Source organism: Sagittula marina, from assembly GCF_014196795.1.
Lineage (GTDB): Bacteria > Pseudomonadota > Alphaproteobacteria > Rhodobacterales > Rhodobacteraceae > Sagittula > Sagittula marina.
The window spans coordinates 396323-409228 of record NZ_JACIEJ010000001.1; the positions used below are offsets into that span (position 1 = coordinate 396323).

The 12906-nt window shown below is 61.8% G+C and carries 12 protein-coding genes; 9 read left to right on the forward strand and 3 right to left on the reverse strand.

The genetic code is table 11. The features are described 5' to 3' along the window. Window positions 1-337: 337 nt before the first annotated feature. Entirely contained in the window at window positions 338-1180 is an 843-nt protein-coding gene (locus tag GGQ68_RS01845) for an LOG family protein (RefSeq protein WP_183962684.1), read from the forward strand. A 30-nt stretch (window positions 1181-1210) separates the two neighbouring features. Here the strand turns inward: GGQ68_RS01845 and GGQ68_RS01850 are convergent, their stop codons facing one another. Continuing rightward, window positions 1211-3079, reverse strand: a complete 1869-nt coding sequence (locus GGQ68_RS01850; RefSeq protein ID WP_183962685.1) for a polysaccharide biosynthesis protein — start codon at window positions 3077-3079, stop codon at window positions 1211-1213. Between the two features lie 357 nt (window positions 3080-3436). Between GGQ68_RS01850 and GGQ68_RS01855 the strand changes: the two genes are divergently transcribed. Further along, window positions 3437-4456: an aspartate-semialdehyde dehydrogenase gene (locus GGQ68_RS01855; protein ID WP_183962686.1), complete on the forward strand. Its 1020-nt coding sequence runs from the start codon at window positions 3437-3439 to the stop codon at window positions 4454-4456. Between the two features lie 822 nt (window positions 4457-5278). After that, window positions 5279-5617 carry a hypothetical protein gene (locus tag GGQ68_RS01860; RefSeq protein WP_183962687.1) on the forward strand — a complete coding sequence of 113 codons (339 nt, stop codon included), beginning with the start codon at window positions 5279-5281 and terminating at the stop codon, window positions 5615-5617. 21 nt (window positions 5618-5638) lie between these two features. Here the strand turns inward: GGQ68_RS01860 and GGQ68_RS01865 are convergent, their stop codons facing one another. Beyond that, the gene (locus GGQ68_RS01865) at window positions 5639-6277 is read right to left on the reverse strand and encodes a carbonic anhydrase (RefSeq protein WP_183962688.1); all 639 of its coding nucleotides are present in this window, start codon (window positions 6275-6277) and stop codon (window positions 5639-5641) included. A gap of 198 nt (window positions 6278-6475) precedes the next feature. On the opposite strand from GGQ68_RS01865, the gene GGQ68_RS01870 reads away from it, so the two are divergent. The 4 genes from GGQ68_RS01870 to speB all read left to right on the forward strand — a co-directional run bounded on the left by GGQ68_RS01870 (window position 6476) and on the right by speB (window position 10184). Next, entirely contained in the window at window positions 6476-6814 is a 339-nt protein-coding gene (locus tag GGQ68_RS01870; RefSeq protein ID WP_183962689.1) for a hypothetical protein, read from the forward strand. A gap of 100 nt (window positions 6815-6914) precedes the next feature. Beyond that, entirely contained in the window at window positions 6915-8297 is a 1383-nt protein-coding gene (locus GGQ68_RS01875; RefSeq protein WP_183962690.1) for a leucyl aminopeptidase family protein, read from the forward strand. 5 nt (window positions 8298-8302) lie between these two features. Next, window positions 8303-9169, forward strand: a complete 867-nt coding sequence (locus GGQ68_RS01880; protein ID WP_183962691.1) for a C40 family peptidase — start codon at window positions 8303-8305, stop codon at window positions 9167-9169. A gap of 52 nt (window positions 9170-9221) precedes the next feature. Then, window positions 9222-10184 (forward strand): agmatinase, encoded by a 963-nt coding sequence (gene speB / locus GGQ68_RS01885; RefSeq protein ID WP_183962692.1) that lies wholly within the window; start codon window positions 9222-9224, stop codon window positions 10182-10184. Between the two features lie 9 nt (window positions 10185-10193). Here the strand turns inward: speB and GGQ68_RS01890 are convergent, their stop codons facing one another. Beyond that, a complete protein-coding gene (locus GGQ68_RS01890; RefSeq protein ID WP_183963002.1) occupies window positions 10194-10541 on the reverse strand; it encodes a DUF2794 domain-containing protein in 348 nt (115 codons plus the stop codon). A gap of 336 nt (window positions 10542-10877) precedes the next feature. Between GGQ68_RS01890 and GGQ68_RS01895 the strand changes: the two genes are divergently transcribed. Both GGQ68_RS01895 and GGQ68_RS01900 read left to right on the forward strand, forming a co-directional pair. Continuing rightward, the gene (locus GGQ68_RS01895) at window positions 10878-11447 is read left to right on the forward strand and encodes a TetR/AcrR family transcriptional regulator (RefSeq protein ID WP_183962693.1); all 570 of its coding nucleotides are present in this window, start codon (window positions 10878-10880) and stop codon (window positions 11445-11447) included. 209 nt (window positions 11448-11656) lie between these two features. Continuing rightward, window positions 11657-12811: a phosphoserine transaminase gene (locus GGQ68_RS01900; protein ID WP_183962694.1), complete on the forward strand. Its 1155-nt coding sequence runs from the start codon at window positions 11657-11659 to the stop codon at window positions 12809-12811. Window positions 12812-12906: the final 95 nt, after the last annotated feature.

A 12906-nucleotide genomic window follows, 5' to 3' on the forward strand; every position in this document is an offset into this window, starting at 1 on the left:
CGCCATCAGCGGCCGGCCCCCGATCATCACACCCGTTTGGCCGTTCGAGCGTATGTACAGCGTCTGATAGGCCACGCCCGGCACTGACATGCGCTGTGCGACGCTGTCCTTTGTGTCGCCGCTATCCTGCATAAACTAGGGCGTTCACTCGGCCTATACCGCCAAGGTTCGAGGCGGCGCAGGCGGTCTTTCCCTGCGCGCTCTTGCCCGTGATGATAGTTTCGAGTTTTCCGTGAAAATGCCGGTGCCGCTGGTTTCTTTGCCATGGACGCTATACTTCTGAACCAAAGGACAAAAGCGCGCCGTCCGGGCGCGGTCCCCCGTTCAGGAGACAGGCATGAAAGACTCTCGCCGCAGCCCGCTTCGCGATGCTGGCACCGATATCGACACAGCCCGGCATGTGCCGCAGACGCCGCAGTCTATGTCCCCGAGTTATCAACTGGCGTTCGCCGACGAAGATTTCCTCGCCAAGGATGAGCTGCGCCCGGTGCGTCTGCAGTTGGAATTGCTGAAATACGAGATGCTCATGGATGAGCATAGTATCAATTCAACCGTTGTTCTGTTCGGCGGCGCGCGCATTCCCTCGCCCGAGGAAAAGCACACCGCGCGCACCAAGACGTTGGCGGATCTGTCGCATTTCTATGAAGAGGCGCGGATCTTTGCGCAGCTGATGACCGAGAAATCCCTGAAGACAGAGAACCGCGATTGGGTGATCGCCACGGGCGGTGGCCCCGGCGTGATGGAAGCGGGCAATAAAGGCGCGGACGAGGCGGGTGGCGTATCCATCGGTCTGAATATCGTGCTGCCACATGAACAGGCCCCGAACTTGTTCGTGACGCCGGACCTGGCGTTCAACTTCCACTACTTTGCCATCCGCAAAATGCACTTCTTGATGCGCGCGCGCGCGGTTTGCGTTTTCCCCGGGGGCTTTGGCACGCTGGACGAGTTGTTCGAGGCGCTGACATTGATCCAGACAGGACGGATGCGCCCGGTGCCGTTCTTGCTGTTTGGGTCGGAGTTCTGGCAGACCATCATCAATTGGGACGCCTTGTCCGAGGCGGGCACGATCAGCGCAGAAGACCTGGAGTTGTTCCGCTTTGTGGACAGCGCGCAGGAAGCGGTGGACATCATTGACGCGTGGGAGCCGCAGCCACGTCGGGGGGAGATCCCCGGTCGCTGAAGGTTCAATGAAAAACAGGCGCGAGGTGGTTCAACCGCTTTGCGCCTCGTCCATGCGGGCGCTTTCAACCCAGCGCCCGATGACATTGCGCGCGGCCTCTTCGTCGCCGGTGGTGATGGCGTGCCGCAGATCCTTGAGCGCGGTGGCCATTTCGAATTCAGACACGCTGCTTTCCTGAGCGCGGAGGATTTTCGGGTGCGGCGTGGTGAGCATGTCTGAGGAAATCAGCAGCTCCTCGTGCAGCTTTTCGCCGGGGCGCAGTCCGGTCACCTTGATCTCTATGTCGCCATCGGGTGTGTCGGCGCTCTTGATGGTGAAGCCGGCGCCTTCGATCATCTGGCGCGCAATTTTGCTGATCGGTACCGGGTTGCCCATTTCGAGCACGAAGACATCGCCGCCCCGCGCAAAAGAGCCGGTCAGCAGCACCAGCCGCGCGGCCTCTGATACGGTCATGAAGTAGCGCGTTACGTTTTCGTCAGTGAGGGTGACGGGACCGCCACGGGCGATCTGTTCCTCGAACAGAGGGATCACAGACCCGCTGGACCCCAGCACATTGCCGAAGCGTACCATGGAAAAACGGGTATCGACGCAGCGGGCGGCGAGGTCCTGGATCACGAGCTCTGCCAGCCGTTTGGAGGCGCCCATGACATTGGTCGGGCGCACCGCCTTGTCACTGGACACAAGGATGAAGCGTTCGACACCACTGCGCCGCGCGGCCTCTGCCAGAATCTTCGTGCCAAAGACGTTGTTTTGCAGTCCGACCAACGGGTTGGATTCGACCAGCGGCAGGTGTTTGTATGCGGCCGCGTGCAGGACGACATCAATGTCATGCAGCTCCAATATATCCGTCATCAGGCGCTCATCGAGAACCGACCCAAGCACAGCCGTGATCTGAAGGTCGCGGGCCAGGTCGCGCATTTCCTTCTCGATGGTGTAAAGCGCCAGTTCGGAGTGATCGACCAGCACGACGCTTTGCGGGTGGCAGGCCGCCAGCTGACGACACAGCTCTGACCCGATGGAGCCGCCTGCGCCGCTGACAAGGATGCGCCGGCCTGTGTAGAATTCGGTGACGCCGGGCAGTTCACGCTCCAGCCGCCCACGCCCCAGCAGGTCGTCTATGGAAACGGGGCTGCCCGGTGCGCCGTGCCGATCCTCTCCGATCAGCGCGGCAAAGGATGGCAATGCACAGACTTCGCAGCCGATGGCGCGCAGCTTGTGGCGAATGCGGGCAATATTCGGCTGGCTGACAGACGGCATGGCAAGAACCACGCGGTCAATGCGCTTTTCCGTCACCAAGCGGGGGATGCTGGACGGCGCATGGACACGCAGACCGGACACGAACTGACCCTGAAGGGTGGGGTGGTCGTCGATCATGGCCACCGGAATGATCGAATTGTCATGACGCAGCGCTGCGGCAAACTGCCGGCCAGTGGCGCCTGCACCATAAATCAGGATGCGCAGGCTTTCTCCGCCATGCAGGTAGATCTGTTCGGTGATGTGTCGCAAAATGACACGCCACCCTGCGGAGAGGACAAGCACCAGCAACGTAAACACCACATATGTGCCGACAGGCAGCTGTACGGAGAGGGGCTTTGCTGTCGCTATGCCAATAGTGCCAAGCCAGCAGGCATAGGTGGCGGTCCTGCCGATCCCGCGCATTTCATAGGCTTTCAGCTTCATCCGCGTCAGCCCAAGCCACCAGCCGCTCAAGCAGCCCGCGATGACCAACAGGACACCGAGCGGCCAGATTCTGGACAAAAGGAACACCTGTTCCGGGCCTGTGGGGGTGACAAGCAGCACGGCTATTGCCAGCGACGCGGCGATGACCACGGCATCGATAACGACGAACGCTGCTTGTTTTTGGGAACGGGTCAAGCCCGTCACGAGCCCAAAAAACATCCTCACCTTCCGTTTCCTATCAACGCTTTATCGATCCTTGCGCAAAGCGGAAGATCAATCGCTGTAACTTCAAACACGTGCCGAGATGCCGCAAAACGATCTGCCGATCTAAAGCACGGAACGCGTTAAAAAGGCATTAAAGCTGCCTGCGTCCCGGACCGGCTGTCGACGTTCGTGCCGCTCAAAAACACTCAGCTTTTGAGCGAAACTGGCGATAGGGAATGCGGGATACTTCCGAAGGGGATGCACAACCTCCCGAAAAAACAGGCCTTTCACACACGCCGCAGCTACGGTATGACCCGCGCCTATCGGGCAGGCAGGGGCCTGTTTGATGCCGACACCTTACAGGAGGGGCAAATGGGCTACCGGATCGTCGTCGTAGGCGCCACGGGCAACGTGGGCCGCGAAATGCTGAACATCCTCGATGAGCGGGAATTTCCCGTCGACGAGATCGCCGTACTGGCTTCGCGCCGGTCGCTGGGTACAGAAGTTAGCTTTGGCGACAAGACACTGAAGACCCAGGATCTTGCCACATTTGATTTCACCGGCTGGGACATCGCGCTGTTTGCGGTGGGCTCCGAGGCGACGAAGGAATTTGCACCGAAGGCGGCAAAAGCCGGCTGCGTCGTGATCGATAACTCGTCCCTCTATCGGTACGACCCGGACGTGCCGCTGATCGTACCGGAGTGCAACGCCTCCGCCGTGCACGAAATGAAGAAGAACATCATCGCAAACCCCAACTGCTCCACCGCGCAGATGGTCGTGGCGCTGAAGCCGTTGCATGATCGCGCAAGGATCAAGCGCGTCGTCGTGTCCACCTACCAGTCGGTTTCCGGCTCGGGCAAGGAAGGCATGGACGAGCTGTGGGAGCAGACCAAGGCGGTTTACAACCCGGTGTCCGACGTGCCGCCGAAAAAATACCCCAAGGAGATCGCCTTCAACGTGATCCCGCACATCGACGTCTTCCTCGAAGATGGCTCCACCAAGGAAGAGTGGAAGATGGTCGCGGAAACCAAGAAGATCGTCGACAAGTCGATCAAGGTCACGGCGACCTGCGTTCGGGTGCCGGTCTTTGTCGGTCACGCCGAGGCGATCAACATCGAATTCGAGGACTTCCTCGATGAAGACGAAGCCCGTGACATCCTGCGCGAAAGCCCGGGCATCATGGTGATCGACAAGCGTGAGGACGGCGGCTACGTCACGCCGAAGGAATGCGTTGGCGACTTCGCGACGTTCATTTCCCGCATCCGTCAGGACAGCACGATCGACAACGGGCTGAACCTGTGGTGCGTGTCCGACAACCTGCGCAAGGGCGCGGCGCTGAACGCGGTGCAGATTGCCGAAGTTCTGGGTCGCGAAATCCTCAAAAAGGGCTGATCCAGCCCATCGACGTGAAACGCGTGGATAAAGCGCCCTCGCAGATTGCTCTGCGGGGGCGTTTCCGCTTTTGGGACGGTCCCCTTGCGCGGCACATTTCTCCGGGAAGAGGGTTAACTGTTCCAAGACGGTCCAGTGCTTGTTTCCGGTTTGATATATTGTCGCAGCTTTGGCGTGTGCGATCATCGCAGCCCTATACGTTGGCAGCTGAAACCTCGCCGATTGGGCGGTTTCGATGCGGCTCACCGAGGTGTATAAAACTTTCATCGAACGCGCAGTGACGCGACGCCAGAATGGCAAACGAGATGGCCCGGACATGACCGGCTTCTCTCTCTCCACCTCTCTCTCTTGTCGGGGGATCTGGCCAGACCGTTTCGAAAAATGACAGATGCGGGCAAGTGCGCCCCCGATAAAGGCGCGCTTTTGTTACCCGTCTGCAATTCAATTGACGTCGTCCGCGCTGCGGTCTGCCAAACGCTCTCCCTCGCAGGCCGCAGCGGAATTTTTATCCCCAAATATGATGAAGCCGACCGTTTCGGAAGCCGCGCCGTCTGGGCAAAAGGACGCCTCGGACTGTGGGAAAGCCGCCCAGGGTGTGCGCTGTGGCTTGCCGGTTGAGCGGACGCGCAGATCGATGTCCATGCCGCTCGCAACGTTAGCGCAAGGTTTCTACTTTTCGCAAAAGCTGAGGCAAAAGGAGCGACGCTGCCACATTTCAGCCGCAATCGCTTGGCACGCTTGGAAACGATCAAGGCTGGTATCGGCCCTTGTGGGCGCTATTTGAACTGGCCATGTGAAAAGACGCACGCAAGGAGCGCCGACATGGAACGCCACTCTGACGTATGGTTGCACAGCCCGTATAAAGTGGGACTGCCGATCCCTTTGGATTGCGAAACGCGCGCGATGCTGCGCCTTTTCCTGGCCCCGATCCTGCAACAATCCGAGAGCTGGCAAGACGTTGCCGCGCGCCTTGAGGAGCGGGGCTATGAACTTGGGTTCTGCGAGGGGCGCATGGTGGTTTACAACGACATTGGTCAGGCGCTGTGCACCGGGTCGGACATCGGGATCCCCATGTCGGAGCTGTCGCGCCGTCTAGGACGTCCTTGCATCATTGCGCATCCCGATGGTGAGACGGGCGCACTGCGACGCGCCAAGGCCTGAGCCAAGACGCGTCATCACTCTTTAGATTTCGACAAAATCGCCGCGCGAATCCATGTTCAGCAGGTCGCCTTCGCCGATGTCGGTCCACAGCCCATGCAGCGACAATGTCCCGTCCTCCACCGCCTTCTGGACGAACGGGAAGGTCATCAGGTTGCGCAGTGACACGCGGACGGCCTCGTGCTCCAGCGCGCGCGGCATGTCCGGATCATCCTTCACCGCCTCGTACCCCGGCTTCAGGATATCCATCCAGCGTCCGACGAAAGACGACTCCTCCTCAAGCTCCGGCGCGCGGCCCTGGCACATATCCAGACACCCCTGCACGCCGCCGCAGTTGGAGTGTCCCAACACGATCACATGCGCGACCTTCAGTGCCAGGACGGCATACTCGACCGCTGCCGATGTGCCGTGATGCTGGCCGTCGGGCTCGTACGCGGGCACGAGGTTTGCGATGTTGCGGTGGATAAAGAACTCGCCCTGATCGGCCCCGAAGATCGATGTCACATGCACGCGGGAATCACAGCAGGAAATCACCATGGCACGCGGCCGCTGGCCCTCATCCGCAAGTCGCTTGTACCATGCGCGGTTTTCGGCGTGGGTTGTTGCCTTCCAGCCGTGATAGCGTGTGACAAGGTAAGCAGGCAGGGGCTTGCTGAAAGGCATCTCGGTCTCCGTCTGAAACATGTCGAAAATCTGACGGTCCAACTATGCTGAATTCGCGTGAAATGCGAGGGAATTCGGCTTGTGGAAATAACCTTTTGGGAACGGACTGACGCCATTCTAGGCATCGGCTGTGGGGGCCAAAACATGGGGTGAGATGTGAAACAGGTGACATATCTGTCGCCGGTGGAAAGACCGGATATGGACCCGGCCCAGATCAAGACGTTGTATACGGACCTCGGCCCGCATGCTGCGGAAGACGTGATCTGCCGCGCAATGGAGGAACTGGCTCAACGGCTCTGCCAAGTGCAGGACATGGCCCTGTCCGGTCCCCGCCAGGACATGCAAAAAATTCTGCGCTCGCTGTCAGCGATTGCGGATCAAATTGGCATGAGATCGCTGAGCAAGGTGTCTTACGACGTGATCGACTGCCTTGAACTGGGGGATTTCGTGGCCGAGGCCGCGACTCTTGCCCGCCTCGCCCGCACGGGCGAGCGCTCATTGACGCGGCTATGGGATTTAAATGAGTTCTCTATTTAACGCTCCATCATGCACCCCCAGCAGATCGCAACGAATGGCACTTGCGGTGCCATCCTCCCGCACTAGGCTTGGCGCAACTGTCCCAAGCTGAGGTGCCCCCATGTCTTCCTGTTTTGCTTCTCCTGAAACCGCCGCTTTGCCCCTGCATGTTCTGACCCCGGACGCGCTTGGCGATTGGCTCGCATCACAATCTGACATGGTCCAGACCTGGGTTGCTGCCAGCGGGTTCAGCGGGGCGCTGGGCACGGCGTTGATGATCCCCGGCAGCGACGGTCAGCCTGAGGCCGCGCTGGCGGGCTACGGGACGCCCGCGCAACGGGCGCGCCAGCGATTTCCGCTGGCCGCGGCTGTCCCGGCGCTTGCGCCAGGCCGCTATCGTCTCGCCTCTGGTGATTTGGACAATGCAGAGACCGAGGCGCTTGGCTGGCTGTTCTCCATGTATCGGTTCACGCGCTACAAGGATGCGCCGGAGGCAGATCGGCTGTTGGTCGCACCCGAGGGTGTCGATGCGACCCGTCTGGAAACGATGGCAGAAGCGGAATGGCTGACACGGGACCTTGTGAACACCACGGCTCAGGATATGGGGCCGGAGGCATTGGAGCAGGCGGTGCGCGACCTTGCCGATCGGTTCAGCGCCGAGATGTCTGTCATCACGGGCGAAGACCTGTTGGCGCAGAACTTTCCGATGATCCACGCGGTGGGCCGCGCGGCTGCACAGGCACCCCGTCTGATCGACCTGCGTTGGGGGAGCGAAGGGCCAAAGGTGACGCTGGTGGGCAAGGGCGTGTGCTTTGACACAGGGGGGCTGAACCTGAAACCGGGCAGCTCCATGGGGATTATGAAAAAGGACATGGGCGGCGCGGCCAACACCATTGGACTGGCGCAGATGATCATGGCCTCGGGGCTGAAGGTGCAGCTGCGCCTGCTGATCCCCGCCGTTGAAAACAGCGTCTCCGGCTCCAGCTTTCGTCCCGGTGATGTGCTGACCTCGCGGCTTGGCAAGACGGTGGAGATCAACAACACCGACGCCGAAGGGCGCTTGGTTCTGGCGGACGCGCTGGCCTACGGGGCGGAGGACACGCCAGACCTCATGCTGTCCATGGCAACGTTGACAGGCGCCGCGCGGGTGGCCGTCGGTCCCGACCTTGCACCGTTTTACACCGATGATGACGACGTCGCCGCAGAAGTGGCGGAGGCGGCCCTCACGCAGGCCGATCCGGTCTGGCGGATGCCTTTCCACGAACCCTACGAAACGATGATCGAGCCGGAGATCGCAGACCTGGACAATGCGCCTTCAGGCGGTTTCGCTGGGTCCATCACGGCCGCACTATTTCTCCGCCGCTTTACGGAAGGCGCGGCGCGCTACGCCCATTTCGACATCTATTCGTGGCAGCCGAGCGCCGCACCCGGCCGGTCCAAGGGGGGATTGGGGCAGGGGTCGCGTGCAATTCTCGCAGCCTTGCCAAAGGTCCTCGACCTGTGATCGGCATGCCGGGGTTCGATGATCGCCGGTGCCGCCAGTGGAACGACCGCGTTACGGCGGATTGGCTGGCGGACCGCAACCCGCAGCTTGTTGCGGTGCAACCTCGGGCGCATTTCGTCGCGACGCCGGTTCTCGACCTGTCGCTGGATCCCGGAGGCCGCCGGGACAGGCAGTTGCGCTACGGCGAGGCGTTCGACGTTCTGGAGCTCCGCGAGGGATATGCCTTTGGCACCGCCCGCGCCACGAACTACGTGGGGTGGGTGGACGCCGCCGCCCTGCGCGCCAAAGATGCCCGCCAAGGCGATCTCTTTACGGTCAATGCACGCGCGACACATGTGTACCCGGCCCCCGATTTCAAATGCCCGGAAGGGCCGTCGCTGCCACACGGTGCCTCTGTCCGGGTTCAACAGACGCAGAACCGCTTTTCGCTGACCGAATTGGGTTGGGTGCCGACCGCGCACCTCACGCAGGGCACTGCCCGCGACCCGGTGGCCGTGGCTGCGCTGTACCTGGGGACTCCTTATCTGTGGGGCGCGAACTCCAGCTTCGGGATTGACTGTTCAGGGCTTGTGCAGGCCGCCCTCGCGGGCGTCGGCATGGCTGCCCCCGGTGACAGTGACCTGCAAGAGCGCGCCCTTGGGGATACGCTTGCCACGGGCACGCCGCATGAACGCGGTGACCTGCTGTTCTGGAAGGGGCATGTCGCCTGGGTTGCTGACGCGGAGACGCTGCTGCATGCCAACGCCTACCACATGGCCACCGCCTATGAGCCGATCACTGCCGCCATCGCGCGCATTGAACGCCAGGGGGACGGTCCCGTCACCCGCCATGCACGCCTTGGTGTCTTTGCTTCCCAAAATACTCCGGAGTGAGGCCGCAGGCCGAGGGTCAGCGCCACCGTTCCCTTTCAGAAAGCAACACACCATGTCTGACAGCTTCTTCCATCCCGTGTCCGGATTCGAACTGCCACGCTTTGCGGGGGTGCCGACCTTCATGCGGCTGCCGCTGGTGACCCCGGACCACCCGCGCTTTTCCGAGGTCGAGGTGGGGCTGGTGGGCGTGCCATGGGATAGCGGCACCACCAACCGCCCGGGTCCGCGTCACGGTCCACGGCAATTGCGGGATGCGTCTACCATGATCCGCGCGCAGCATCAGGCCACAGGTCTGCGCCCGTTCGAGGCGGCCAACTGCGCCGATCTTGGCGATGTGGGCCCGAACCCGGCGGACATTCAGGACAGCATGGCGCGCATCACCGATGTCTACGACAATCTGCACGGGGCGGGCATTCGGCCGCTTACGGCAGGCGGTGACCACCTGACCTCTCTTCCCGTTCTGCGCGCACTGGCCCGGGGCGCCCCGCTTGGCATGGTGCATTTCGACAGCCACACCGATTTGTTCCACAGCTATTTCAACGGGCAGATGTACACCCACGGCACGCCCTTTCGCCGCGCGGTCGAGGAGGGGCTGCTGGACCCCAAGCGGATCATACAGATCGGCATTCGCGGCACGATGTACGACAGCGAAGACCGTGACTTTGCCAAGGCAGAAGGCATCCGCATCGTCGAGATAGAGGAATATTTCCAGCGCGGTCATGCCGACGTCATGCAAGAGGCGCGCGAGATCGTTGGCACCTCCGCCACCTATGTCAGTTATGACATTGATTTTGTCGATCCGGCCTTCGCGCCCGGAACCGGCACGCCGGAAGTGGGCGGGCCCAACAGTTACGAGGCGCTACAGGTGTGCCGTGGATTGGCGGGGCTGAACATCGTCGGCGCCGATCTGGTAGAGGTCTCGCCCCCCTTCGATCAAAGCGGCAACACCGCCTACCTCGGCGCGTCGATCATGTTCGAGCTGCTCTGCGCCATGCTGTCGCAGACGCCGGACTGACCATTCGGATCAGTCCAGATCCACCGCGCGTATCAGCTTGCGCTCCAGAACCCGGAGCACGGTTTTCAGATCGTGCCCGCGCTTCAGCATCTGACCATCGGCGCCGATGACCGCGTATTCGCCCTGCTTGGTGCGCAGCTTTGGGCGTTTTTCGATGCGGTAGAGCGGATTTTCCGCGGTGCGTTTGAATACCGAGAAAACGGCCACGTCGCGCAGGGTGGATATCCCGTAATCGCGCCACTCCCCGGCGGCCACCATGCGACCATAGAGGGACAGGATGACGCTCAGCTCTGTCCGGTGAAAGGCCACGACTTGCGGGGCGCTCGACTGTCCGGGAAAGGGTGTGAGACTGTTCATGATGGTAGAGTTGCGCTCTTCTGCCGCCAAATCAAGGGGGCACAGCACGACCCCGCCTTTGGCAGACTTGACCGTCTGGTCGGCCGTGTGCATCGTGCCCGTGGGGAGGACGCCGTCAATGCCACCACAGGACCGCGCCGCGCGCTTGGTGTGCACCGTGCTTGAGGTCGATCCCGCATCCCGGCATCCGGGAAGGGCTTTCAACAGGATCGCCCGCATGGGTCGCCTTGGCGTCTGTGATGCAACGGACACGGCGAGGCGTAGGCGAGCGGTGGCTCTGACACGCCGCATGTGCCGCACTCTCGACGCTGCGCTTTTTGACGAAAAGGCTCCCTGATGGGACGCGGTTTGGCGCGCGATCACGCGGAAAAGCGCGATATCCTGCGCCGGGGGGCGGCGGACTACTTTGCACAAAACGGCTTTGACCGCGCCTCGATGGCGGGGGCAGCCAAGGTTTGTGGTGTGTCCAAGGCGCTGATCTATCATTACTACGACAGCAAGGAGGCGCTGCTTGCCGATATTCTCGCCACGCATTTCCAATGCGTCGTCGAGCGGGCCGAATGCACCGCCTCCAATGGCTTGCGCAGCCTGATGGCCACCCTGCTCGACGCCTTCGAGGATGCGGATGCCGAGCACAAGCTGCTGCTCGAAGCCCTCTCCACCCTGCCTGACGATCTGCAGGAGCCGATCCTGTCGCACCAGCGCACGCTGGTTCGTTTGATGTCCGGCGCGTTGCAACAGCAGCGGCCCGACCTGACCGGCGACCGCCTGCGCGCTGCGACCATGACCGTCTTTGGCATCATCAACTGGGTCTACACCTGGCATCGTCCGGACAAGGGGCTCAGCCGGGCGGAGTTCGCCGACCTCGCCGCCGACTTTGCCGAAGGTGGGCTGAGAAACCTCTAGCCCCGGCCCATTTTCGAAAGCAGGCGAGGGGCAGGCGGAGTGCGGAAATTTCCGATGCACTCCATCCGCACAGTGTAAAAATCAAATACGACACCTTCGGGCCAGAACGCGACAACTTCGCGCTTGCTGCGCCTCATCGACTCGCATAGAGGCATCGGTGGGACACCCTTCCCCAACGAAGGGCATCTATCTGGAAGGTTAGCTCAGCTATGGCTACGAATACTCCGGTCACGCGGCCGAAAAACGCGCGTTTTTCTTCTGGCCCCTGTGCCAAGATCCCCACATTCACGCTGGACAAGCTGTCCGATGCTGCGCTTGGTCGGTCGCACCGCGCCGCCGTCGGCAAGGACAAGCTGAAGGATGCCATCGAAGGCACCCGTGAAATCCTGGGCATCCCCGCAGATTACAAGATTGGCATTGTGCCCGCGTCCGACACCGGCGCGGTCGAGATGGCCATGTGGTCCATGCTTGGCGCTCGCAAGGCGACCATGGTGGCATGGGAATCCTTCGGTGCTGGCTGGGTCACTGACGTGGTCAAGCAGCTCAAGATCGACGCCTCCGTGCTCGAAGCGCCCTATGGCGAGATCGTCGACATGGCCGCCATCGACTACAACACGGACGTTGTCTTCACCTGGAACGGCACCACGTCCGGCGTGCGCGTTGCCAATGGCGACGTGATCCCGGCGGACCGCGAAGGTCTGACCATTTGTGACGCGACCTCCGCCGCCTTCGCGCAGGATCTGCCGTGGGACAAGCTGGATGTGACCACCTTCTCCTGGCAGAAGGTCATGGGCGGCGAAGCGGCACACGGGATGATCGTTTTGTCTCCGCGTGCGGTCGAACGTCTCGAAACCTACACCCCCGCCTGGCCCCTGCCGAAGATCTTCCGCATGACCAAAGGCGGCAAGCTGATCGACGGCATCTTCAAGGGTGAGACCATCAACACCCCGTCCATGCTGGCGGTCGAGGATTACCTCGTGGCGCTGGACTGGGCGCGCTCCGTCGGTGGCCTCAAGGGTCTGATGAAGCGCGCGGACACCAACGCCAAGGTGATCTGGGACTTCTGTGACGAACACGACTGGATCGAAAACCTCGCCGTTGATCCGGCGACGCGCTCGAACACCTCCGTCTGCCTGAAGTTCACCGATGACCGCATCAAGGACGGCGCCGCGTTTGCAAAGGCCGTGGCCAAGAAGCTCGACGCGGAAAACGCGGCATACGACATCGGCGCGTATCGCGATGCCCCGGCGGGCCTTCGCATCTGGTGTGGCGCAACCATCGAGGACAGCGACCTTCAGGCGCTGACGCTCTGGATCAAGTGGGCGTTCGAGGCCTGCCTCGAAGCGCAGTCCGAAGCCGCGTAAGCGTCTGGTGCGCCCGTCGCGGCGCACCTCTCCCCTCCCAAGAACACAGTCCGGTGCGCCATTCCGCGCACCGCCCGCTCCCCCTATATCCAAAG